General features: G+C 38.2%; 21 protein-coding genes. 2 read left to right on the top strand and 19 right to left on the bottom strand.

The window, feature by feature from the left end:
- Positions 1–14: 14 nt before the first annotated feature.
- The 15 genes from M2M59_RS02860 to M2M59_RS02790 form a co-directional block, all read right to left on the bottom strand.
- Positions 15–1,442 carry an aldehyde dehydrogenase family protein gene (locus M2M59_RS02860; RefSeq protein WP_249775456.1) on the bottom strand — a complete coding sequence of 476 codons (1,428 nt, stop codon included), beginning with the start codon at positions 1,440–1,442 and terminating at the stop codon, positions 15–17.
- A gap of 269 nt (positions 1,443–1,711) precedes the next feature.
- The gene (locus M2M59_RS02855; protein ID WP_249775455.1) at positions 1,712–3,121 is read right to left on the bottom strand and encodes an efflux RND transporter periplasmic adaptor subunit; all 1,410 of its coding nucleotides are present in this window, start codon (positions 3,119–3,121) and stop codon (positions 1,712–1,714) included.
- Positions 3,122–3,136: 15 nt separating this feature from the next.
- Positions 3,137–3,799 (bottom strand): hypothetical protein, encoded by a 663-nt coding sequence (locus tag M2M59_RS02850; RefSeq protein ID WP_249775454.1) that lies wholly within the window; start codon positions 3,797–3,799, stop codon positions 3,137–3,139.
- A 153-nt stretch (positions 3,800–3,952) separates the two neighbouring features.
- A complete protein-coding gene (locus M2M59_RS02845; RefSeq protein ID WP_249775453.1) occupies positions 3,953–4,951 on the bottom strand; it encodes a nuclease-related domain-containing protein in 999 nt (332 codons plus the stop codon).
- 769 nt (positions 4,952–5,720) lie between these two features.
- Positions 5,721–6,641, bottom strand: a complete 921-nt coding sequence (gene rbsB, locus M2M59_RS02840; protein ID WP_147194918.1) for a ribose ABC transporter substrate-binding protein RbsB — start codon at positions 6,639–6,641, stop codon at positions 5,721–5,723.
- 11 nt (positions 6,642–6,652) lie between these two features.
- A complete protein-coding gene (gene rbsC, locus M2M59_RS02835) occupies positions 6,653–7,609 on the bottom strand; it encodes a ribose ABC transporter permease (RefSeq protein ID WP_221297946.1) in 957 nt (318 codons plus the stop codon).
- Positions 7,575–9,071: a sugar ABC transporter ATP-binding protein gene (locus M2M59_RS02830; protein WP_249775452.1), complete on the bottom strand. Its 1,497-nt coding sequence runs from the start codon at positions 9,069–9,071 to the stop codon at positions 7,575–7,577. The genes rbsC and M2M59_RS02830 overlap by 35 nt, the downstream gene beginning before the upstream one ends.
- 17 nt (positions 9,072–9,088) lie before the next feature.
- On the bottom strand, positions 9,089–9,478 hold the full coding sequence (rbsD, locus tag M2M59_RS02825) for a D-ribose pyranase (protein ID WP_249775451.1): 390 nt from the start codon (positions 9,476–9,478) through the stop codon (positions 9,089–9,091).
- 5 nt (positions 9,479–9,483) lie between these two features.
- Complete coding sequence (gene rbsK, locus M2M59_RS02820; RefSeq protein ID WP_249775450.1) at positions 9,484–10,359, bottom strand: ribokinase; 876 nt, start codon at positions 10,357–10,359, stop codon at positions 9,484–9,486.
- 11 nt (positions 10,360–10,370) lie between these two features.
- Positions 10,371–11,345: a LacI family DNA-binding transcriptional regulator gene (locus M2M59_RS02815; protein ID WP_249775449.1), complete on the bottom strand. Its 975-nt coding sequence runs from the start codon at positions 11,343–11,345 to the stop codon at positions 10,371–10,373.
- A gap of 227 nt (positions 11,346–11,572) precedes the next feature.
- Complete coding sequence (locus M2M59_RS02810; protein WP_249775448.1) at positions 11,573–13,612, bottom strand: cellulose biosynthesis cyclic di-GMP-binding regulatory protein BcsB; 2,040 nt, start codon at positions 13,610–13,612, stop codon at positions 11,573–11,575.
- Between the two features lie 11 nt (positions 13,613–13,623).
- Entirely contained in the window at positions 13,624–14,883 is a 1,260-nt protein-coding gene (locus M2M59_RS02805) for a glycosyltransferase family 2 protein (protein WP_249775447.1), read from the bottom strand.
- A complete protein-coding gene (locus tag M2M59_RS02800) occupies positions 14,876–16,324 on the bottom strand; it encodes a DUF2334 domain-containing protein (RefSeq protein ID WP_249775446.1) in 1,449 nt (482 codons plus the stop codon). The genes M2M59_RS02805 and M2M59_RS02800 overlap by 8 nt, the downstream gene beginning before the upstream one ends.
- On the bottom strand, positions 16,314–17,168 hold the full coding sequence (locus tag M2M59_RS02795; protein ID WP_249775445.1) for a diguanylate cyclase domain-containing protein: 855 nt from the start codon (positions 17,166–17,168) through the stop codon (positions 16,314–16,316). The genes M2M59_RS02800 and M2M59_RS02795 overlap by 11 nt, the downstream gene beginning before the upstream one ends.
- On the bottom strand, positions 17,152–18,216 hold the full coding sequence (locus M2M59_RS02790; protein ID WP_249775444.1) for a glycosyl hydrolase family 8: 1,065 nt from the start codon (positions 18,214–18,216) through the stop codon (positions 17,152–17,154). The genes M2M59_RS02795 and M2M59_RS02790 overlap by 17 nt, the downstream gene beginning before the upstream one ends.
- A gap of 423 nt (positions 18,217–18,639) precedes the next feature.
- On the opposite strand from M2M59_RS02790, the gene M2M59_RS02785 reads away from it, so the two are divergent.
- Both M2M59_RS02785 and M2M59_RS02780 read left to right on the top strand, forming a co-directional pair.
- On the top strand, positions 18,640–20,094 hold the full coding sequence (locus M2M59_RS02785; RefSeq protein WP_147194947.1) for an MFS transporter: 1,455 nt from the start codon (positions 18,640–18,642) through the stop codon (positions 20,092–20,094).
- A gap of 273 nt (positions 20,095–20,367) precedes the next feature.
- Positions 20,368–20,859, top strand: coding sequence for a TspO/MBR family protein (locus M2M59_RS02780; protein WP_249775443.1), 492 nt, complete (start codon positions 20,368–20,370; stop codon positions 20,857–20,859).
- Positions 20,860–21,172: 313 nt separating this feature from the next.
- Here M2M59_RS02780 and M2M59_RS02775 read toward each other — a convergent pair whose 3' ends face one another.
- From M2M59_RS02775 to M2M59_RS02760, 4 genes are all read right to left on the bottom strand, one after another.
- A complete protein-coding gene (locus M2M59_RS02775) occupies positions 21,173–22,171 on the bottom strand; it encodes an HAAS signaling domain-containing protein (protein WP_249775442.1) in 999 nt (332 codons plus the stop codon).
- Positions 22,158–22,505, bottom strand: coding sequence for a PadR family transcriptional regulator (locus tag M2M59_RS02770; RefSeq protein ID WP_147194956.1), 348 nt, complete (start codon positions 22,503–22,505; stop codon positions 22,158–22,160). The genes M2M59_RS02775 and M2M59_RS02770 overlap by 14 nt, the downstream gene beginning before the upstream one ends.
- 381 nt (positions 22,506–22,886) lie before the next feature.
- Positions 22,887–23,600, bottom strand: coding sequence for a CAP domain-containing protein (locus M2M59_RS02765; RefSeq protein ID WP_066784393.1), 714 nt, complete (start codon positions 23,598–23,600; stop codon positions 22,887–22,889).
- Between the two features lie 135 nt (positions 23,601–23,735).
- Entirely contained in the window at positions 23,736–24,191 is a 456-nt protein-coding gene (locus M2M59_RS02760; protein ID WP_147194962.1) for a GNAT family N-acetyltransferase, read from the bottom strand.
- Between the last annotated feature and the right edge of the window lie 86 nt (positions 24,192–24,277).

Here is a 24,277-nt window from a genome sequence, read left to right as displayed (position 1 = left end):
GGATGTTTTTTATATTATGATGGCATACCGATAATCGATTTAATTTCTAAGTATTCTTCGATTCCGTATGCGCCCCATTCTCGGCCGATACCTGATTGCTTATAGCCGCCAAATGGAGCAGCAAAATCAGCTGGTACTTGGTTTATCGTGATGCGGCCTGCTCTGATAGAAGAAGCCACTTTTAATAATGTGTCTTTATCTTCACCGACAACATAACCTGCTAATCCAAAAATGGTATCGTTCGCAATCTCAATGGCTTCATCAAGAGTTTCATAGGTTAGGATAGACATTACTGGACCAAAGATCTCCTCTTGAGCTATGGTCATATCATTTTTCACATTCGCGAAAACAGTTGGCTTTACATAATAGCCTTTGTCTAATCCTTCAGGTTTGCCCGTACCACCGACAACAAGTGTGGCACCTTCAGATTGCCCTTTTTTAATATAATCCTGTACTCGATTATATTGTTTTTCAGATACGAGTGGCCCTAAGTATGTGTTGCGGTCAAACGGATCTCCAACTGGGAATTCTGGAAGAACCTCTTTAACTGCCTCAATGAACTCATCTTTCATTGATTGTGGAATTAACGTACGTGTCGCAGCTGCACAGACTTGGCCTGAGTTGGATAGAATATTGCCAACTGCAATTTTTGCAGCTTTTTTCACATCATAATCATCAAGAATAATGAGAGGAGATTTCCCACCAAGTTCTAATGCCACTTTTTTTATCGTTTTTGCGCCATTTTCAGTAATTTTTTGGCCGACAGCCCCTGAACCTGTAAATGAAACAAAGTCGATATCAGGGTGAGAGCTAATGCCATTTCCGACAACTTCACCTGTACCGTTTACAAGGTTAAATACTCCTTTTGGTACATTTGCTGCTTCAAAGATTTCTGCCAATATAATTGCAGCAAAAGGTGTTAGCTCAGAAGGTTTTAAAACAACTGTACTTCCTGCCGCAAAGGCACTTGCAAGCTTTGTAGAAGTTTGGTTAGTTGGGAAATTCCAAGGTGTGATCAGCCCAGACACCCCGATCGCCTCTTTTGTAATAAGAGTGGAGCCTCTTTTTTCAGTGAACTCTAAAGCTTCAAGCTCTTTAGCTGCTTGTCTAAAGTGAGAAAGCCCCATATTGTAGTGTACTTTTTCACTCATTTTTATCGGAGCACCAAGTTCTTGTGTGATTGTTTCTATAATATCGTCTTTGCGTTTTTCATATTCATCCGCAATTCGGTTCAGTAAATCAATGCGTTCTTGCTTTGAAGTTTGTGAAAAAGAAGGGAAAGCCTCCCGTGCAGCAGCAACAGCTTTATCTAGGTCTTCCTCTGTTCCACTGCTGATTTGGCCAATTACTTCCTCCGTTGCAGGATTAATGACATCAATTGTTTCGCTTCCTGTAGATGCAATCCATTCGCCATTAATAAAATGCTCTAATCGAGATTTCATATTTATCGCTCCTTTTTCAAATAGTAAAGGGGAAATGAGATGTTTCACTACCTCCATTTATTCCCTTTCTTCGAATATAGCATAAATAAGATAGATCTATAAAGGATGAGGTCCTGCATAGCAAATAGTATCCATATTTGTCTTATGATCTTCTCGCTTATTTAAAATGAAAAGCCATTATACGACAAAATAGTCACCTAGCATCAATCGACAAAAGATGCATAAACAAAAAAACTGTAGACGAGGTTTGACTCGCCTACAGTTTACTATTATTCAAAAAGACCGATAAGGATATATTTTGCCTTTTGAATAGAAGGCAACGCTTTGATATCCTTTTTATTCAAATTCTCTGATTTACTTGGTGTAATAAACGGAGATGGATCAGAAACTTTGACGTTTTGTTCATTTGTTACGATTGTATCCTTTGTTAGAATGCCTTCGATAACCTGATTTTTTTTCTTATATGATACACCTATTTGAATCGGTTGTTTTCGGACCATGCCATTTTTCGTCATTTGGTATACATAATACTTTTTATTTTCTTTTTCAATAGACTTTGATGCAATCACAGGCACTTGAAGAGCTTCAGCTAACGTTACCTGCATATCCATTTTTGTACCAAGTAACAACGGTTTTTCTTTTTCAGTTACCGTCGACGCCTCGTTATTTAGGTTTACCTTTGATTGTTTGTCTGGATTTTTCGCAGCATCCGTGTTGCCACTTGTTTCTGTGGTATTTTCTTCAGCTTCACTTGTGATTCCTGTTGGCTCATCAGTTGAAGTATCTTCCATTGCACTGTTGTCACTTTCTTTTCCTAATTTAACCAAAAAAGAATACATAGGTTCTTTTTTTGCTGTTTTATAGTCAGGAATAGCGATAACTTGCGATACTTCACCTGTATAATACTGATCCAACAGTGGTGAATACAATTTAACCGCTTGTCCTTCTTGAACTTCGTGCACCCGCGTTGCAGGCAAGTTACCCTTTACCGCTGAACTAGCAGAGGCAATTGTAATCATAGGATCCTGCAGTTCTGGGTTAATATTTGTTACTTGCCCATCAACTGGACTCACTACATTTAAATCTTGTAATTGCTCATCAATCCTAGATAGTTTCGCATCGTTTTCAGTTAGAGTTGCTTCTAGCTTGCTCTTTTCCGTTTGAGCTGCGGCTATTTTTTGTTGTACATTGCTATCAATAATTGGAGAGGTATCTATATTTACATCTACTTTTACTTTTTTGTTTTCTGTTTCGGTTTTTGCTGTATCCGCTGGAGCTTGTTGTTTAATTTGCTGCAATTCTGTAATTTCATTTTCCACACTGCTCATCTCGCTTTGCAGCCGTTCTTTCCGGTCTTCTAATACTGCTTTTTTATCCTCCAATTTTTGCGCATCATACACAAATAACGGGGTTCCAGCAGTCACCGTTTCGCCCTCTTTTACAAGGATTTTATCTAATGAACCCTTGCGTTTATCAAAATATACATGCGTTTCAGACTCTGGCTCTGTCACACCTTTTGTATAAAATAATTTTTTTACATTATCTTTTTCTACTCTTGTCCAGTCTCGAACATTAATTGTTCTTTCAGCTTTGCTATTTTCTTTTAAAAGAAGATACACATTGCATAGAACAAACACAATGGCCAATACGGCAATAATCGACTTGCTCCACTTCTTCAATTTTTCCAATCTCCTTTAGAAAAAGAATTCTATCTTCATATAAGATATGAAACCTGCAAAGATCCAATAAATCACATATAGTATCACATTTAGTACGAATAGCGTTTGCTTACGTCCTTCAATTAACTTCGTTAGATAGAAATATGATAAGAAGAACATCGCTAACCGGAATAAAGTGAGTTCACTTAAAAAGTCTATAGCAATCACATTCGAAGTGATATATTGTGCGATGACGCCAAATGAAAAAACATTTGATGCAGACCCAATATTTAGCCCCAAAAATAATGGAATAAGGAGGAGTTTCTCAATAAGGAAAAGTCCCAATACATTCATTTGCATAATCATCATTTTGCGGAACTGTCCATTGGCAAAAGCCACATAATATAAGCTGCTTAAATACAAGAAGATGGTTGGAATGATAAGGGCTTGCAGCAGCTTTCCTATTAAGAAAAGTTGCTTTCTCGCTTCAAAGGCGGAATCTGTGAGCGTTGGTAGTTCCTTCGAGATGGATTCACTCCCAATGCCAAGCGAGCTACCCACCATGTAGATTAAAATACTTGCCAGATATAATAAAATAATAGAAAGACGATAACGTTTATAATGCTCTGCTTCCGCTAACATTCCTCTATAAACAGCGGGCGTAAAAATCCCTCTAAACGGGTTTATCCTCAGTATCATATTTTTTTCTCCTTTAATCGCATCCTTCTTCAAGATTCATAGAATGAAAATGAAGAAAGCCCTGTACGAGAGTCTCAAACAGAGCAAGAAAATCTGCGAATATACTGCACATTCTTTCTTTTATTTTAGATAGGAATGTAAAAGATTGCAACTTTATTTGGGGGATTTTTCAAGTAATTTGTTGAAATGAGGCTGATTGTATCGATAGATGTATTTTCTCGACCGGTTATTCCCGTTTTGTAGGAGACTTGTCCTACTAATCAATCTTGTAATAGATTTTTGTGAACACTCTTGAAGGTATTTTTTACATTCCTCGTGAGTGATAGAAGATTTGAAAAGTAAAAACCAATCGAGCACTGCATTTTCTGTTGCCTGTGGTATTGTTTGTTCACACACATTACAAAGCCACGTCCTCTGGGTTTGGCGTATACCTTTACCGCCGCATTGACACATGACACCAGTTTGCAAATGACTAAGGGGGATATGGTATTTTTCTGAAAGAGGAAAATGGTTATACGGTTGCTGCTCTTCTTTCAATTTAGATATGATGGCATATAAATGTTGGACAGAGATGAAGTGGGGTTGTTGTTCTAAGGATTGAAGATATAAAGGGATTTCTCTTAGACCGAGCAGTTTCTCTTGTGTTGGGGGCGTCTCGAGTAACACATGCTCGTTTGGCAAAATGATTGCCTTGTGGATGGGAAGGTCCAGGTTAAAATGTTGTTTTAGCCAGTAATTTAAACTATCCCCAGCTCTCTTCACTTGCATCTGTGGGCATGGGTAGCTAAAAACTTTTCCATTTAAATTTTGATGTAGCGAATAAGGATTTTCATTAAACTTTAGATGACCTTTTAAGTTCTTAACTTCCAAAATACATATAAAATTACGCGTTATAATGAGTGTATCAATCTCTATTTGCCTATTCTGCGATACCCTTAACTCTACATTCGGCAAAATATAGTGAATGTCGGAAAAGTGTGTCTCTAATACGGCCCGATCAACTCTCTTTTCACCGCTAAAGCCAATCTTGATATTCTCAAAATCTCGAACAATTTCAGCTCGTTTCGAAGAATGTTGACTGAGGCGAATCAATAACCGTCGATATGCAGTAAAGAGTAATGATTTTGTTCTACCTTCTATAATGTTTATCATCTCCTAACTTATTCATTATATTACCACTCCTTAAATATACTTCAAGTTATTTTAAAAGTAGTTTGATAATGGGATGTTTATAAATTGGTTACACTTGGTTTTTAGGTTGGCTTTATTAGGGTCACTCGAGGACTTATTCGGGTCACTCATTCTCTTTTTAAGGACACTTGTCCACTGATTGTGGTCACTCGTAGACTCATTGGGATCACTCACCTTGATTCCGGTCACTCATGTTCTTATTCGGGTCACTTACTCCCTTTTTAAGGACACTCGTCCACTTATTCGGGTCACTCGGGAGCCTATTTGGGTCTCTCACCCTGATTGTGGTCACTCGTAGACTCATTCGGGTCACTCACTACCTTTTTAAGGACACTCGTCCACTTATTCCGGACACTCTCCCTGATTGAGGTCACTCATAGTCTCATTCGGGTCACTCACTCCCTTTTTGAGGTCACTCGTCCACTTATTCCGGACACTCGCGAGCCTATTTGGGACACTCGCTCTGATTGTGGTCACTCATAGTCTCATTCGGGTCACTCACTCCCTTTTTGAGGACACTCGTCCACTTATTCGGTACACTCGGAAGCCTATTTGGGACACTCGCCCTGATTGAGGCCAGTCATAGTCTCATTCGGGTCACTCACTCTCTTTTTGAGGTCACTCGTCCACTTATTCCGGACACTCGCTTGCCTCTTTCATACACTTATCCTAATCCCCTCCCCAATAAAAAAATCACACTTCAAATGAAGTGTGATTTTCTATGCCGCTCTTATTTCTTAATTAGTTCTAAGTCGACTGGAATATTTTTCTCTACTTTTTCACCTTTTAGGGATTTAACAGCTGTTTCTACAGCAATTTCGCCAATTTCTGTTGGTTGTTGTGCGATTGTTGCTGCTAACTTGCCTGATTTTACAGCTTTTACAGCATCATCAGTAGCGTCAAAGCCGACTACTTTGATTTTTTTGCCGGAAGCTTCAATTGCTTCTAGTGCGCCTAAAGCCATTTCATCATTATGAGCGAATACACCTTTAATATCTGGGTTAGATTGAAGGATATTTTCCATAACTGTTAGACCTTCAGAGCGGTTAAAGTTAGCTGTTTGCTTTTTGACTACATCTAAGCCTTTATCTGCTACTTTATGGAAACCTTCTCCTCTATCGCGCGCTGCTGATGAACCTGCTACACCTTCAAGCTCAGCTACTTTCGCTCCATCGCCAATCAATGATTTCAAATAGTCGCCTGCCATTTCTCCACCTTTAACGTTATCGGAAGCGATATGAGCTACAACTTTACCGCCGTCTGATGAACGGTCAACTGTGATAACTGGAATTTTTGCATCGTTTGCTGATTCGACTGCAGATGCTACTGCTTCTGAGTCAGTTGGATTGATGATGATCAGGTCTACATCTTGTTGAATTAAATCTTCCACGTCCGAAGCTTGTTTCGATGCATTATCTTGTGCATCTACTACTGTTAAATTTACATGTTCTTTCTTCGCTTCTTTTTTCGCGCCATCTGATAATGTAACGAAGAATGGGTTATTTAGAGTTGAGACAGACAAACCGATTTTCATATCGTCATTTGATTTTTTCGAGTCTTTTGAAGCTGAATCATCACCATTTGGTGACATAGAGCAAGCTCCTAGTAATAATGATGCTGATAACGCTAGAGTCCATGATAATTTTTTCATTTTTATCTCTCCTATGCTGTTTTTTTACGATCAAGTAGTACTGCGATTAGAATGACAATCCCCTTCACGACTTGTTGGAAGAAGGATGAAACGCCAATTAAGTTTAAGCCATTATTTAATACGCCGATAATTAATGCACCGACTAATGTGCCGAAGATCCAGCCACGTCCGCCTGTTAAAGAAGTACCGCCTAATACAACTGCCGCAATGGCATCTAATTCATAAGATTGGCCTGCTGTTGGCTGTGCTGAATTTAAACGAGAAGTAAGAATTAAAGCAGACAATGCAGCAAGCATACCTGTCAGTGCATATACCGCGATAGTGATGCGATCTACATTAATGCCAGACAAACGGGAAGCTTCCTCGTTACCGCCAATTGCGTACACTCTGCGGCCGAATGTTGTTTGTTTTAAAATAAAGTAAAGAACAATGAAAGCCACGATCATAGTCACTACTGGCACAGGGATTCCAAATAAATACCCTTTCCCGAATAGTTGGAATGCCTGTGAATCACCTAGACCTGAGACCGGTTTACCATCTGTATAAACAAGTGTTAGACCTCGGAAAATAGTCATAGTGGCAAGTGTTGCGATAAATGGTGCTACTTTACCTTTTGCGATAATAACTCCATTGATAGCTCCAAGCAATGCACCTAATAGTAAACCAATAAGCATAGCTAAAAGTGGATTCATACCACCTGCAAGTAAGCCTGCACTAATAGCTCCTGTCAGCGCTAATGTCGAGCCGACCGATAAATCGATCCCGCCTGTTAAAATGACAAACGTCATCCCAAATGCGATTAAGGCACTGATGGATACTTGGCGCAGAACATTAAAAATATTTGTAGCTGTTAAAAAACTAGGGCTCATAAATGAAATAATAATGATGATTAAAAGAAGTCCTAGCAATGGTCCGAGTTTTTGAATTAAATCTTTAGATTTGGACAACTTTGTCACCTCCAGTGGCATAATACATAATTTTTTCTTGCGTCATATTTTCCTTTGTTACTTCTCCTGTAACTTTTCCTTCATGCATAACGAGCACGCGATCTGCCATGCCGATTACTTCTGGTAATTCAGAGGAAATCATTAAGATTGCGACACCTTGCTCAGCAAGGTTATTAATAATTTGATAGATTTCTTTTTTAGCCCCAATATCGACTCCGCGTGTCGGCTCATCCAGGATCAAGATTTTCGGTTCATCGCCTAGCCATTTAGCAATGACTACTTTTTGCTGGTTCCCACCACTCAAAGACTTGGCTGTTTGCATAGGGCCTGATGTACGAACCCCCAGCTTTTTGATTAAATCGCTTACAAAACTCTTTTCTTTTGCTCGATTGATGATACCCATGTTTGAAGCTTTGTCTAGGTTGGTCAGCAACACATTGTCTTTTATTGAGAAATCAACGACTAAACCTTCCGATTTGCGGTCCTCTGTCACATATCCAATACCATGTTTTTTAGCGTGAAGCGGATTCGTGATTTTTACTTTCTTGCCGTCAATGAAGATTTCGCCTTTTGCCATTTTGCGATATCCGAAGATGGCCTGTGCTACCTCTGTACGCCCAGCTCCCATTAATCCTGCGATGGCAAGGACTTCACCCTTACGTAGCTTGAAATTAATATCCTCACAATGACCATCTCTTGTAAGACCCTTCACCTCAAGCTTGACGTCGCCTATTTCAGCATGGCGTTCTGGAAAACGTTCACCTAGCTCACGTCCAACCATCATTTTGACAATCTCATCGAAAGTAGTTTCTTTAATCACTCGAACACCGACATATTGTCCATCACGTAGGATCGTAATACGATTGCAAATCGCAAAGATTTCTTCCATACGATGTGAAATATAAACAAATGAAACGCCTTGTTCTTGTAGCTTGTGAATGGTCTTAAATAGTGTTTGAATTTCACGATCTGTTAAAGCTGCCGTCGGCTCATCCATAATAATGACCTTTGCCTTCGTTTCAATTGCTTTAGCAATTTCAATAATCTGCTGTTTCCCAACAGAAAGTTGTCCAGCTGGCGTTTTGACATCTATATCGAGCCCTAATTGGCTTAAAATACGTGAAGCTTCTTTGTTCATTTCTTTCGTTTTTAAAATGCCTGTTCTGCCAAGGGTCTGCTCATTCCCTAAAAATAGGTTTTCTGCAACCGATAAATCTGGCAAAATATTAAGCTCTTGATGGATGACGGCGATGCCTAGTGCTTCTGCTTCTTTGGGAGATTTAAAGTCGACTTCTTGTCCATTCACTTTGATTACGCCTGCATCCCGTTCATAAATGCCTGTCAAAATTTTCATTAGCGTTGATTTACCTGCTCCGTTTTCACCCATCAACGCATGGATTTCTCCGTCCTCGAGAGAAAAATTGACGCCTTTTAACACGACATTACCGTTAAAGGCTTTATCAATGCCTGTCATTTCAATCATTTTGTAACACCGCCCTTTTAAAAAATCACACCTGATTGCAAAAGTATATTAGCGTATGGTGTTGCCTCTCCTGTGCGGATAATAACTTTGGCATCCACCGACTTTTGTTTTAATTGTTCATGGCTGACCTTTTCTATTGGACATGGAAAAGGCGTCAGCTGACTATAAAGCTCAGCATTTTCTGCGTCCATTTCTGTTGCTATCCAAGCTTTTTCTGCTTTGAAATCACCAAGCACAGTTTCGAGTATGTCTATGAAACTAGGTTTTCCCATTTTATAGGCAAGGTCTATGCATGTGACTCCGTCCGGAATGGGCAGACCGCAATCAGCAATCATGATGGTATCTGTATGACCGATCTTTGCGAAAATACCTGCCAGCTCCCGATTTAAAATTCCTTGTTTTTTCAAACTGCTCATCCTTTCAAGCGGGCTTCCACCATTTGAAGTGTTGGCATACCACCTTGCGCTCCGAATTTCTCTACAGATAAGGATGCTGCAATGTTTGCAAATCGTACTGCTTCTTTTAACGGCTGTCCTGATGTTATGGCGTATGCAAGTGCACCATTGAATGTATCGCCGGCCCCTGTTGTATCTACCGCTTTTGTTTTAAAGCCTTCAATGAATACATGTTCTTTGCCGTTATAATAGCGAGCTCCAGCTGCACCCAAAGTGACGATTAATTGGTTTGGATACTTCTCAAGAGCTTCTTCTATTTCACTATGAAAGATCTCTTCGCACTCTGTTTCATTTGGAGTTAAGTAAGCAATGCTACTCATCCATTCTTCCTTAAAGTTTTTCGCAGGTGCTGGATTTAGTAGAACAGGAATGTCTGCTTCTTTACAAACACGAAGTGCATAATCAACGGTTTCTTGCGGAATCTCCAATTGCATGATGACTAGTTCACTGCGCTCGATTAATTCTCTCGCTTCGTCAATTTCAGCTTCTGTTACAAGTCCATTTGCACCGGGCACAACGATAATCCGGTTGTCATTTTCATATAAAAGGATATTGGCAATGCCCGTTGCTGTTTCTTGAGCAGTGGCAACAAAACGTGTGTGAATGCCTTCTGTTGATAAATTTACTGTGAGTTCTTGGCCAAATCCGTCTTGTCCTACAGCGCCTACCATATGAATGTCTCCACCAAGTCTCGCTGCTGCGACCGCTTGATTTGCGCCTTTTCCGCCAGGCACTGTTTCAAAACGATTGCCTAGCACGGTTTCTCCTTGTTTAGGAAAAATCGTTGTATCTACTACTAAGTCCATATTGATACTGCCAATGACTGTAATCATTTGACCCCTCCTTATTTTGTCGAGCGCCGAACAACTAACTCTGTCGGCAATTCGATGAGATGATTATCTATAGGTTCTTCTTTAATTTTCTTTAACAATAATTCTGTCGCTACTTTACCAAGATGATAAATATCTTGAGCAACTGTGGTTAGTTCTGGTGTGACAAGCGCTCCAAGGTTAATTCCATCAAACCCTACAATTTGGATATCATCTGGAATTTTTCTACCCAGCGATTGCGCTGCTTTCATAGCACCAATCGCAGAAGCATCACTTGCTGCGAACACTCCATCAATTGTTGGAAAAGCATTGAGTATGTTGAAAGCTTTTTGTTCAGCTTCTGTAAATTCAAATGGCGATGTGATGGTTTCGACTTGAATATCCTGCGCATTATTGACTACTTCCAGAAAACCCTTCATCCGATCTTCGGCTACTCCGATTCCTTGAGGCCCTCTTATGCAAAGAATATGTTTGCATCCTTGGTCAAGTAAATAGTTGGTCGCCGTTTTAGCGCCTTCTACATTGTTTGTCGTAACAGTCGGTATGGTAGGATCTAATCGCCTGTCGAGCGCAACTATCGGCAATTTGATATGTCGGTAATATTCCGCTTCCGTATAATTAGTCGTTACAATCAGCCCTGCTGCATAATTTTGCTGCAATGATTGTATATAATGCTTTTCTTTCTCCTGTTGTTCAGAAGAGTTGCAAAGGACAACCGTATAGCCATTCGAAAAAGCTGTTTCCTCTACGGCTTTCGCCAATTCCGGGAAGAAAGGATTAGTAATATCAGGAACAAGCAATCCTATAATATTTGTCTTTTTTGTACTGAGTGAACGTGCCATCTGATTTGGTTTATATCCCAATTCTTGAATCGATTTCTTGAGTACATTTTTTGTTTCCTCGCTTACATAGCCCTTGTCATTTAAATAACGCGAAACGGTCGCAACCGAAACGCCTGCATGTTTCCCCACATCCCTAATTGTTACCATTAATTTCTCCTTATTTTACGTGTAACCGGTTACATGTGTAATCGTTTACACATAATATACTTAAAAACTTTAATTATGTCAACATAATAATTAATTTATGTCATACTAAATCTGAATTTCCCCCATAAATCTTGATTAGTATGTCACTTTAACAGTATTCAAAGAATGGTTGATCCTTAATTCTCCTGAAAAAAAACCCTTTTCTTATAGAAAAGGGTTTAAATCGTTTATTTTTCATTGTTGGTCGTATTCTTTTTCTTTCTCCGTATGGCCATGTAAAGAATAAGAGCAATAGCCGCGATGAGAATAACAAAACCTACTATATAAGGTACAGCTTGTTTCTTTGTATCGTTTTTGGAGACATTATTTGTTTCAGTAACTTTTTTAGTAGAAACAATAAAGCGACCGTCTTTTGTTTCAACTGCTGCTGATTTGTTAGCGTTTGAGTTTTTCAACTGACGATAAAAATCATCATCCTGGAGAGATTGCTCGCGGTTTCCAAGCACGAGCAACGGTTCGCTAGACTGCCAGAAATTTTGTGTGATGTAAGCAGTTAATGCGACTGCCTGCGGCAAGAAGCCTTCTTCCATCATTTTTTCATCTGATAATGGGAGTTGGTCTCTTTTATCTTTTAATAAATTAAAATCGTTCGCTTCCCCTGTAAAGATTAGCGCATATTTTTGCAGTTCGGCCTGCGAAACCTCTTTTTCTTTTTTTAATTTAATAGGCGGAAGCTCACCGTTAATAAATAATGTTTTGTATAGAGCGAGCATTTGACTATCGCTCACTTGCTTTTGATTAGGCATGATGATCAGTGTTTGATGATCAAAAGCATTTGGATAATCACGCAATGAAAATACCGTATTGTTTGCTTTTTCAGCAAGATTCAACGTGCTGTCTCCATCAATATACAACTCAAAACGTTCACCTGTATGCTCACATGGATCTTCTAATTGGAATCCAGTGACCTCGAATCTCAAATCAACGAGCGAATGCTTGTTTAATAAATTCGTTTGAATGGGTACATTCGCTTCATATATACCTGATTGTGTTTTCTTTAGTTTGCTAAGATCAATGGAATGAGGAACATCATTGACATAAAGGATTAGCTCTGTTTTTCGGCCATTCGCTTCATCTTTTACAGGCATGGTTGCTGATTTTTTCAAATACAAATGAAGGTTTGCTTGATGGTCTTCTTCCATGCGAGGCAGTGAAACATAATAATCTTTTGATGTTGTGTTACCGCCAGATAAGGTTTCACTCTTAAAGCCTAATTCGTTGAGTTTTATATGAGTGCCGTCCTTCTTCTTTGACTGCGGCAATTGGTCTACCGTCATCTGTTGCCCCGACAGTTGCTTTGTTAAATCTTCTTTTAATAAAAGATCAATTCTTTGTTCAATGGTACTGCTGTTGTCTGCAGTTACAAAAAGTACAGGAACCTCATTCTTGTTGCCTTGATTGTGCAATGTTCCGCTTTTGAGGGAGATTCCATCTTTGTAGCTGACATTTGCCTTAGACATAATGCGTTGTATTTCCGTTGTTTTAAACTCATCTTTAGCTCCGACAAAAATCACTGGTCCTTTTACTGTGCGAAGATGAGTTTCTCGTGATACTGTAGCCTCGCTGTCCTCCTCTTCTGATAAAAATGCCGCTAGCTGATAGGCGCTATTTAAAGTAGCTGTTGATGGATTGTCTGGTAATACTATCTGGGTGTTCCCTGTTTTAAAAGTAGATGGATAATCGCTTAATGCTATTTCTTTTTTTTCTTTTGCAAACGAAGAGATGGATGAAAGTACATCAATCTTAAGCCAGTTACCTTGATCTCCCGGCGCAACACATACGCCTTCTTTTACCACTCCATAAAAACTCGCTGTTATCGTATGATCTCCTTTTGTTAAAGCTCTTTTTGGTAAATCAATCGTCACGCTATTGTTTGTTTTCTTGCCTGCAAGAGAAATTGACTTAACGGGCAGTCCATCCACTTTCACTGTAAACGATGAAGGGGATTTCAGTAATTCCGAATGCTCCAAGTGAAAAGTAGCACTATGCTTTTTATTTCTTTCACTTTCTTCTAGTGAATAATAAAAGTCAGTGGAAGATGATGGCCCCTGCAATTCGATTACTTTATTGGTAAGCGGTTTTTCTTCGTTACTTGTGCCTTCTATTGTAATAGGGTGCTTCACCGTAATGTTCGTTGCTGCCTTTCCAGGCAAAGAAAATAGAAACAGGCTGAAGAACAATGCTGCAAGATATATAAAGTTTCTCATGTTTCTCCTCCTTACTTTGGCTTCTTCGCAAAGCGCTCTGTTTTATACCATTTGACTTCTTGGCCTGTAATCAAACGTTTGATTTCTAAATATAAAGAACGAACCACTAACACAATCCACATCTGTGAATATGTAAAATACATGGCGATGACATATATGAAATTCTTCCAATTCATCTCTGTTTTTTCAATACTTAATGTGACCATCACTTCTCCTAGGAAGAGTAAAAATGCAAGTCCCCAGAGAATTAAAGAGATATTGCCAATGCTAAGACCGATATCATAGAACAAATTGATGATAAATAAAGCATTCGACAGAATTACTCCAAAGAAAAATAGGAAATAAGTGAAAAAGAAATAAAACAAATCAAAGATAATACTCTTTCTCTTCAGTGTTAAAAATTGGCGAAGAAACTTTAGCACAACATATTGATTGCCACGCGCCCACCGTGTTCTTTGTTTCCACCATACACTCAAGGTTTCCGGTTCTTGTTCCCATGTAATAGCTTTTGGGAAAAAGCGGATATGGTAGCCTAGATTATAAACACGAATGGTCAGCTCTGTATCCTCTGCTAATGCCTTAACATCCCAACCGCCTAGCCTCTCTAAAATACTGCGGCGAATAGCAAAGTTAGTACCAGGGATGGTGGCAACACGGAACCATTTCCAACGTCCGCCTTGTGCCATCCATTGAAAACAAATCGTTTCAATATTGATAAAACGAGTCAGCCAGGTTTCTTCCGCATTGATGACACGGAATTTACCGACAGTTGCTGCGGCTTTGGGATCATTTTGAAGTCCCATCACCAAGTACCAAACCGCCATTCGCTCCGGCGTATTGTCTGCATCATATACGATAACAATCTCGCTGGACGAGTCAGCAAGCGCAGAATTTAATGCAGAGGATTTGCCTTTTCCCTTATTCGGTTCCACTGTTTCAAGGACTCGGATAAATGGGTATTTTTCCGCAAACCTACTTGCAATCAAGCCCGTATCATCGGACGAATTATCGTTAATAACAATGACTTCAAGCTTATCCTTGGGATAATACAACCGAGACATCGCTCGTAAAGTCTGTTCGATAACGAGTTCTTCATTATGGGCTGGTATAAAGACACTAACAGTTGGCAGCTCCTCCATATTTCTGGACCATTTAGGAATGGGCTTTTCAAAACTGCGGAAATGGAGATAGCCCCCTTCCATTAGAAACATATGATATAACAGCATTACCCATATAAGAAATAGTGCTATATAAAATAAAAGATCAGCCATGCTCATTCCTCTCCTCAAACAATCGCTTGCGCAATGTGATACGCAAACGAAGCGTATTTATGAAAAAAATCCCTATAAATACTGTCACAACCACTAGAATAGCCCACAAAATAACTTCAAAAGGCCTTTCCTGGAAATACATTTGTAGCCGATCCTTTATAGTAAATGACTTCTTCACGTGCAGGGCTCCGCTTTTTTCTTGTTTGATATCTACTTTCTTTGTCTTGACTTGAAGCTGACTCTTCCGAAAATCAATCCATTCAATTGGCATTTGAGTATCTTCCAATGTGCTGATGATTTTTTCCATCAAGGGAGCTCCTAGATAGACTGGATAAGGCATGCCTATCGCTGAACCTGGCACATTTCTTAATCGAGCAAGCGATGCCTGAAACTGATTAATGGACGTCTCCGTTGATTCTTGTATCTGATTTACATTTATCGGATATATTATATGACCATCCTGTTTTGCCATATAAAAGTGGTGGCTATGTTCATGCAGGGCAGCCGTAAAGCCTTTAGTTGGATTGCTGATGATTGTAGGATAGAGCTTATTTAAAACCATATATTCCAAACTATTATCTACTTCATTGCCAGAAGGAGATAGAATAAGCGATGCCCCTCTTTGTTGAAGAGAACGCAGGTACTTAACCAGCTTTTTGTTATCCTGAATATAATAGGATGAGCCATCTTTCTCTTTGTAAATCGGCGTAATTGCTAGATGAAGTGGAATGTGACGAGAAGAAAGCTCGTTGATTGTTTCTTTTAGCTTTGTTAAGTTGGTTTTCATATTTATATTCGTTAGGACGATATAGGCTGGATGTGTATTTTGAAACTGTATGCCCAGCACTTGGCTAAAGAGATGCGACCAGCTGTAGACAAAGTCTGTTGACGACATCAAATCGCCCATATAAGACCAGTTTGAATGAAGAGAACGCGATACGAATGGCACTTTTTGCGTTAACGTAGAGGCATGTACAAGGACTTTCCATTGTTCTTTCGGGGGTATCATAGCATGCCACCTAATTGGTTCTGTCAACGAATAGTTGCCAATTTTGCGTAGTTTTATATTTTCACGGTCTTTCCACTTTCCAAAAGGTTCTAATTGCGTGGCATTTTCGCCAATAGCAAGTGCCAGCTCTTTGAAATGTTCCATTGCTCTTTTTGCTTTAAGGGGAACTTTCTCCTTATAGGTGCTAATAAACACTAACCTGCGATATTGCTTCAAGTTGTTATCAGTTAATGATTCTACGGGGATTGTATCGACAGACACTACAGATTCCAACATCTCCTGCAATGCTACGATTTCTTCATTGACTCGCCCGTCGCTTGTCATATAGACGATTGCAGTGTCCTTTTCTTTGGCAGAAGCATATGTATTTCCTGCATAAATAACACTTCCTAAAAGAACAAGAGTAAACAGCCAAAACTTCTTATAGCTCACTTGTTCTCATCTCCCTTTCCATCTCTCCTAGCAATTCATCAAGGGTACGCTCGCTATTAGGTGTATAGGTAATGTAGCTTGTTTTGTATTGGAGTGTTATCCATTTGCCATTGAGTAGTTGATGATTTTTGAGTATGTCATCCAATTTTTGATAAATAATATCAATCGAAGCGTCTGATGTTTCTGTCAACAGCAAACCGATTTCATTCTGCTGATACCGAAACTTTTTATCAATATGACGGAGCTTGCCTGTAATTCTTAAAGCTAACTGCTTCCAAAGATTATTTGCTTCTTTCATGCCATATAGTTTTTTAAATTGACTATAATTCTCAAGCTTTAAGAGAATGAAGGTAAATGTATGATGATAGCGATCAGCTCTTCGCATTTCTTCATTTAATGTCAAACGCATACGCATCTCATTGTCAAAACCCGTCTCCGGATCCACCGCTACAAAATTCTTGATATCTTGTTGAAGCCTTTTGTTATACTCCTGCTGCGTCACAAGTATTCCTTGTATCTTCCCTGCGGCGAGGACGCCAAGCAAAAGTACAATCCCGTATCCTAAAAATAACTGTAATGGCATACGAGTCGCTGATACAGCTTCACCTGAAAACTCCGTATAAATCAGGGCTGTACCTGTTATAAACAGATAAATTAAACTGCTAATTAATCCTGCTACCAACCCACGCCACAGCGTAAAGAAAAAGATAAGAAGCAATAGGATATATAATAGCAGCCGTGTATTCTCACCATTCAACAAAAAATAAGGGGGCAATTGACTCAGTATAATAAACAAAGCCCCAAAGCCAAATAATTCTCTTAGCCATTTACTTTTTAGTTGCATGCGCCATCTCCCTTTCTGCTAATAATGGGGATAGATTATCAAATGCGTGAGTTTCTTTTGTTTGTGCATCATAGTAACCAGATTTTTTATTAATTTTCATTTCATTCATTTTCCCATAAAATTCTTGGGCCATTTTGAAGTCTCCTGCTTTAAGCATATAGCGTGTAGCAAGTGCGTAAACTGCGGGTGATTCATACTGCACAGAGGGTTTTTCAGTACTTGCTGTATACCTGCCATAAAGTTTATGTTCCCTTCTATATATCTTAATAAGCCATTTTTTGAAAGTTTGGGTATTTTGACCAACAGATGCTTGGTGATATGCGACATAAAGCTGATCAACTAAATGCAAATCATCGTCATAAACGTACGTTTGATTATCAATCTGATAGGCCTTTGGATAGGTATCATTTTTTGATAGTGGCGCCTTACTTAAAATCGATAGCTGCTTTTGATATTGTTCCTCTGTAAGAACATCATGTTTTTTCATTTCCTTTAAAGATTGTGGCATTATATAGCTCAGCGTTAATACATTTGCTTTTTTATATGAATCTACATCTACATAATCAACAAAAGTGCCATCCTGCATTCCGTCTTTTACTAGCGATTGGCTGATTGTCTTCCCTAACTTGGTATATGCTGCACTATGCCATTTGTCCCCTGCTTTTAGTAAAATACCTGCAATTCTTTCATCATCAATCAATGCATTGACAGTTGCCTGTTTTTCTCCGTCAATTTTCCATGCAAGCAATCCGTTCTTTAAAAAATGGTCTTTAATCACTTTTACTTGTTGATGAAAACGTTCCTGGTCACCTTTTTCATATAAATAAGCTAACCATAAACCGGCAGATTCAGATAAATAGACATTTTTTTGATCAGTTAAATTCGTGCGCAAAAGCCCATCCTCATTGATTAAATGATTAATCACAAATTTTTCGGTAGATGAAAGAGGCTTTACTTCCTGGGATTGAATACTTTTCTTCATGCAGCTCGTTAATACAAACAAACAACATATGAGCAACAGACATATACTGATACCTCGGCGATTCAAATGGCTTCCCTCCAATAAAAAATACATATATTAATATACCTTATTAGTGTCGAATTTTGTTGAATTTATATGAAATAAGAACCTATTTCACTCACAAAAAGATTTATCTATTTTTAATATGTTTATAGGCTGATTGAATAGGGAATCAGAACATGGTGGACATTATGGGTTGTTAAATTTAGTTTCTTCTATTATAATAGTATACCTATTCATCATTAGGAAATGCGTTTATCTTTTTTCACATCTAACAACTTCATAGTTTCATCTCTTTTCACTCATTACTTTGCAACAATACAACTGAATATGGTCTCTTAAAAGGTACGGAGATTGTTTTTAAGTTTCCGCTATTTCTTTTAAACATAGGTATCTTTTTGGAGCTTCTCGAAAATAGCAAAAACTAAATAGAGGAGCTGTTTTAGAAATATGGTACAAAAAAATCTTGATATTGAGCCTTCGGATATTAATATCGTAAGCTCAAAGAAAGCAAAGAAAGCTGTATTTGCAACAGGTGTAGGTAATATGATGGAATGGTTTGATTTTGGACTTTACGCATACCTAGCTGTTGTAATCAGTGAATTATTCTTTGCAGGAGTAAGTAACCCCAGTCTTCAACTCGTCTTTACATTCGCCACTTTTGCGGTTGCTTTCTTAATTCGTCCACTCGGCGGCATATTCTTTGGCCGGATCGGGGACAAATATGGACGAAAGATCGTCTTAAGTACGACCATTATTATGATGGCAATCTCTACCCTCTTAATCGGTATTTTACCCACTTATGAACAAATCGGTGTTTGGGCACCTATTTTACTGCTTGTAGCACGCATGATTCAAGGCTTTTCAACAGGCGGCGAATACTCAGGCGCAATGGTCTATATTGCAGAATCTTCTCCTGATAAAAAACGTGGGACTCTTGGCAGCGGCCTAGAAATTGGTACGCTCGTTGGCTATATCTTTGCCTCTGGGGTTGTCACACTACTTACTTTTATGCTGTCGCATGAACAAATGCTATCATGGGGATGGCGTTTACCGTTCATTATTGCAGCGCCAATTGGTTTAGTCGGCCTATACTTACGCCGTCATTTAGATGAATCTCCTGTATTTGAAGAAATGGAAGAAGCACGTGAAAGCGAAGAACACATTCCATTTAGAGATATCATTAAGTACTATAAAAAAGATTTACTACTAAGTATTGTGATTGTGGCTTTCTTTAACATTACAAACTATATGATACTGTCGTACATTCCTTCTTATATGACAGAGGTATTGCATATTCACAATACAGTAAGCTTAGTCATTTTGTTAGTTGTGATGATGATTATGATTCCACTTGCACTCTTCTTTGGTCGCTGGAGTGATAAGATTGGTAATAAACGTATTGTTCAAATTGGTTTACTTGGAACGCTTATTTTAGCTGTCCCTGCATTTTCAATGATGGGTTATGGCCATATCGGCTGGATTTTCGCCGGCGTCTTTTTGCTGGGCTTTTTCCTAAGCTGTTATGAAGGTACTATGCCGTCGCTATTACCAACACTTTTCTTCTCAGATGTCAGATACCGTGCATTAGCTGTATCGTTTAACATCTCTGTTTCAATTTTTGGCGGTACTACACCACTTGTAGCATCTTATCTTGTACATGCTACAAAAAATCCGTTGTCACCTGCCATCTATCTAATGGTGATTAGTATTATTGGCTTCGTAATCTTTACATGGCTATTCCGCGATACATCTGGACGTCCACTAAAAGGCTCGTTCCCAGCTGTGGATTCACGTAAAGAGTTTAAAGAAGTCCTAGATCAAGACCCAGATGATGTCCTTTGGTGGCAATCTGAAACTATGGAAGCAAAAGAAGCAGAACTTCAGGCAAAAATGGCTGACTAATGTGCTTATGTTGTTAGATGTAGCAACCCCCTCGAATTTAATCGAGGGGGTTTTTATTATTATGATTAGTTTCTCTAGAAGACGTAATCTGTAAAGTTTCGGGAGTAAATTTTAGATTAGCGTTAGTAAATCATCGAAGTGCGGTAGTATTTTTCCTCGGGACGGGGGTAAATTGCTTTTAAACGGCAGTAAAAATTTATCCGTTAAGATTCATCAGGTATTGTTTGGATTATTACTACAAGGGAAAGATGATAGTCAGGAGGTGTATTTTCTATGGAACTATTGAAAGTTAATGGAAAGATGGATACAAAGAGCTTGGCTAAGCATGTCCTCGTCCCTATTATTGGAGGTTCCGTTACTGGGTGGCTTGCCAATCGACATGCTCAAGAGAAATATAAGAAGCTGAAAAAGCCTTCGTTTTCTCCGCCTTCCGCTGTTTTCCCCATTGCCTGGACTACATTATACGGATTAATGGGACTCGCAAAATATAGAGTATCCAAACAGCAAGAAGGTAAAAGAAAAAAGGAAATTTCCATCTATGAACTACAGCTTGGTCTTAATTTCTTATGGTCATTTTTGTTCTTCCGTTGGGAGCTTCGTGGCACGGCATTAGTGGAAATGACCGTATTGCTAGGCGCGATTGCACTCACTGCCTATGACTTCTTCCAAGTTGATCGAACAGCAGGCACGTTGATGATTCCTTATATCGGATGGGTTATCTTCGCGCTCAGTCTAAATTATGCTACATGGAAATTGAATGAATAAAATATATTACCTTGCAATGTTAAAAACAAGGAAGTGCATTAAAACTACTTAAAATTAGCTAATAATATAAAAATGTACATTACTATAATCAATTTAGTAGTGTACGTTTTTTATATTGCTTACATGTCTCCTAAACGTTATTTTGCTAATAGCTGTGGTGCAATATATAGTAGAGAATCAAAGACGAGGGATGCTAATCATTTTAAGCAGTTTAAATAGCTAATTTCAAAAAAATAGCCTTGTTAAATTAGTTTTAACAAGGCTAGCTTAACTTTCTTCTTTAACCAACGTTCCCAAAATTGCTTTCACACGATTAACGAATTCTAGCCTTGCGATATCCATCATATACATTGATTGCAGCACCTACTATAAAGAAGAAAATGCCACCCCCAATAATCCATGATTTCAATTGGTTAGCCGTTATCTCGAATAAATCAGTCATATACATAATAAAATTCTGTGTAATTAAATCTGGATTTATTAAAATCACAATGAAAACAATGGTGGAAATCAACTGGAATGCCGCATTAAAAATAGCCATTCCTTTAGTCCATTTACTTTTAATTAATTTATAAATAGCCAATGCGATTTCCAAACAAATTACAATTAGAACGATAAACCAATACTGGAGCAAGACCTCTTGATTAGCGACTGGAGTGATGAATTCAAATCTATTTCCCTCTCCTCTATAAATACCAACAAGATGGTCTGCATAAAAATAAATGGTTGCCCAAATGGCCGTCCACATTAAACTACCAAATACCTCAAGCTTTGTAATGATTTTTTTCTTAGGAATATAAGCGACATTTTTCAAATCAGCAGGTGACCATTTTTTAAGGTTTGTAGTTAAGGGTTGTTCATCTTTTCCGTTATCTACCCTTTCTATAATAGCGAAAACAAGTGTTAGCCAAAAGAATACTTGAATCCCAACTTCCAGAGTTTTCAATATACCATATGCAATCACATCAAATATTACATTTAATATCGCTTCTTCTCCATCATATCCAATAAAATATTCTGCAATCATGGAGATCAGCGAAATAACAACGGCAATCGGTAATATCATTTTTAGCAGCGACACATACACATCAAAATAGCGTGGGCCTATCAGATGCATCGGTCGATCCCGATAACCAACAGCTAACGTGACAGGACTTCCTAATTTTTCAAGAACAGTCTTTACTTCTTCCTCGCTGTAATCGTTGGGCAGCATATCCTCTATGGTTGACCGTAACTCAAGTGCAATATCCCCACGACTCTTTTCAGGCAGCCTTCGAGTAACTTCCTGAATATAAACTTCAATTAAATTCATCAACTTCCCCTCCCTTTAATAAGCTATAAAGTTCCTTAGAATTTTCTATCCATTCCTTCTTTAACTGCAAAAATATCTCAAAACCATATTCACTTAAAACATAGTACTTACGGGGTCTACTCTCAGATGTATCCCAACTACTCGTCACCAACTCCTGTTTTTCTAATCGGCGAAGTAAAGGATATAAGGTACTTTGCTCAATGGAAATACCTGCTCCTTCCAATAACTGAACTAGTGAATAACCGTACTGGGGGGTTCGTAATTGGCTTAAAACGGCTAATGTTAACGTTCCTCTCCTAAGTTCTGTCGATAATGAATTCAATAAATTACCCATTCACCCACCTCATTTTGCTTTACTAGATGTGATACAGTATTTGATTTATACTATGCATCGTACACTATTGTTGATACCAAGATAATTTAAATTAAATAATTTTTCTGAAATTTAAAGATAGTGTAATAAAAAAACCACCAATTAGATTTAATCTAAAAGGTGGTTCCCAATTTAATTTGTTTCTTCTACAAAACTACTTCTTTAATTTAGATGTTCCTTTACAATTTTACTCTAATATAACCGCAAACAAACGGTTTTATTTGGCAGGCTTATTCAATTAATCATTCTGTGGAATATAAGTTATAGCCTTCAAAACAAATAAAAGCTGAACTAATAGAAAAATTAGTTCAGCTTTAAAATGAGATATCCTTTTTTCTTTTCTTATTTTGTTAGGAAATGTTGCGTCCAATAGAAACGTTTGTTACTCTTATCGTAATAAACGCCAACACCCATTTCCTTAAAGTTTTTGTTTAAAATATTTTCGCGGTGCCCTTTTGAATTCATCCATGCAATCATTACTTCTTTCGTGGATGGATAACCATAGGCAATATTTTCGCCCATTCCCGTAATATTTATGCCAATATGGCTAGTAATTAGGTTAGACCATGTTTTATACTTTCCGCCATCGTGGCCGAAATAATTTTTTTGTGCCATTTCTTTACTCTTGTAATAAGCTGTATAGTTCATCACTTTATTTTCTTTAAGAGGTTTTAAGCCTGCTTTTTTTCGTTCTTTATTAACAAGGGTAATAATCTTTGATTCTCTTTCACTGCTACTCTTTCTTTTTAAATCCTTAAAGTCAGCTAGTTTTACATAGCCCTTTAAGCCTTTTTCGCTAAAGTAAGCCCAAGATTTACCTTTTGTAATCTTCAGCTTTACACGTACTTTCTTGTCAATATATCCAACAGCCGTATTTTTTGTGCTTGCACCCTTACGTACATAAGTTTTCTTCGTACTCAGCATGTAAGTTTGCGTTGTCTTTGTAGCCGCAGATGCTGTTTTAGGACCTGCATCTAAAACGCTTGGGGTTGCTGGGACAACAGCAAGGGTAGCTGCTAACACAATCGATAAACCTGTAACTAACCACTTTTTCATTTTATTTCCTCCCTTTGAAATAAAAATGCACATTGTCTAACATATGTATACACATGCTAAGATAACACCTTATACCCTTTTTTGCACTACATAAACAAAAAAACCCAACTTTATTCGTTGGATTTTTTTAAAAATTTAGTTCGAAATATCCTTAACCATTACTTTCTCTCCTTTGGTATCTAGTTCACCGGTGAAGAAGAACCCATATTGCTGATACAAATGGATAGCATGCTTGTTGTTATCATATACGCTTAAATAGATTTTCCTACACTGATACTTCGCAATCAAATGCTGGATTAATTGCTCAAGAAAAAGACGACCATAACCCTTTCCTTGGTAATGCGAATCAATCAAAAACCGATCTAGCCACACTCGTTGCCCCTCTTTTTCATCCTGAAAGGAACCATACATGGCGAACCCTACAGGAATGTCGTCTACATACAAACCAACGGGGACAAAATTGGCATTCTCACCGGCCTCCTCTAAGCATTCTTGTGTTGTTTCAATAAACCCTTCTTGCGCTTTAGCTACATGCAGTGCTAAAATTTCATCTTTGTTGGAGATGGTAATGTTACGAATACTCGCAACCATAATTTCAAAACCCTTCTTATCAAATTTAAAACTTCATTTTAATTATATAAAATTATGTGTGATTCACCCAAATATTATGTATATAT

This window comes from Rummeliibacillus sp. G93 (genome assembly GCF_023515935.1).
Lineage (GTDB): Bacteria > Bacillota > Bacilli > Bacillales_A > Planococcaceae > Rummeliibacillus > Rummeliibacillus stabekisii.
The sequence above is the reverse complement of the archived record's forward strand: the minus strand, read 5'-3'. Positions and strand labels throughout refer to the sequence as shown.

Excerpts from the sequence above, each read along its gene's own strand:
- M2M59_RS02860 (WP_249775456.1), bottom strand. The coding sequence starts at position 1,442 with ATGAAATCTCGATTAGAGCATTTTATTAATGGCGAATGGATTGCATCT.
- M2M59_RS02850 (WP_249775454.1), bottom strand. The coding sequence starts at position 3,799 with ATGATACTGAGGATAAACCCGTTTAGAGGGATTTTTACGCCCGCTGTT.
- M2M59_RS02845 (WP_249775453.1), bottom strand. The coding sequence starts at position 4,951 with ATGATAAACATTATAGAAGGTAGAACAAAATCATTACTCTTTACTGCA.
- rbsB (WP_147194918.1), bottom strand. The coding sequence starts at position 6,641 with ATGAAAAAATTATCATGGACTCTAGCGTTATCAGCATCATTATTACTA.
- rbsC (WP_221297946.1), bottom strand. The coding sequence starts at position 7,609 with ATGCCACTGGAGGTGACAAAGTTGTCCAAATCTAAAGATTTAATTCAA.
- M2M59_RS02830 (WP_249775452.1), bottom strand. The coding sequence starts at position 9,071 with ATGATTGAAATGACAGGCATTGATAAAGCCTTTAACGGTAATGTCGTG.
- rbsK (WP_249775450.1), bottom strand. The coding sequence starts at position 10,359 with ATGATTACAGTCATTGGCAGTATCAATATGGACTTAGTAGTAGATACA.
- M2M59_RS02815 (WP_249775449.1), bottom strand. The coding sequence starts at position 11,345 with ATGGTAACAATTAGGGATGTGGGGAAACATGCAGGCGTTTCGGTTGCG.
- M2M59_RS02810 (WP_249775448.1), bottom strand. The coding sequence starts at position 13,612 with ATGAGAAACTTTATATATCTTGCAGCATTGTTCTTCAGCCTGTTTCTA.
- M2M59_RS02805 (WP_249775447.1), bottom strand. The coding sequence starts at position 14,883 with ATGGCTGATCTTTTATTTTATATAGCACTATTTCTTATATGGGTAATG.
- M2M59_RS02795 (WP_249775445.1), bottom strand. The coding sequence starts at position 17,168 with ATGCAACTAAAAAGTAAATGGCTAAGAGAATTATTTGGCTTTGGGGCT.
- M2M59_RS02785 (WP_147194947.1), top strand. The coding sequence starts at position 18,640 with ATGGTACAAAAAAATCTTGATATTGAGCCTTCGGATATTAATATCGTA.
- M2M59_RS02780 (WP_249775443.1), top strand. The coding sequence starts at position 20,368 with ATGGAACTATTGAAAGTTAATGGAAAGATGGATACAAAGAGCTTGGCT.
- M2M59_RS02775 (WP_249775442.1), bottom strand. The coding sequence starts at position 22,171 with ATGAATTTAATTGAAGTTTATATTCAGGAAGTTACTCGAAGGCTGCCT.
- M2M59_RS02770 (WP_147194956.1), bottom strand. The coding sequence starts at position 22,505 with ATGGGTAATTTATTGAATTCATTATCGACAGAACTTAGGAGAGGAACG.
- M2M59_RS02765 (WP_066784393.1), bottom strand. The coding sequence starts at position 23,600 with ATGAAAAAGTGGTTAGTTACAGGTTTATCGATTGTGTTAGCAGCTACC.
- M2M59_RS02760 (WP_147194962.1), bottom strand. The coding sequence starts at position 24,191 with ATGGTTGCGAGTATTCGTAACATTACCATCTCCAACAAAGATGAAATT.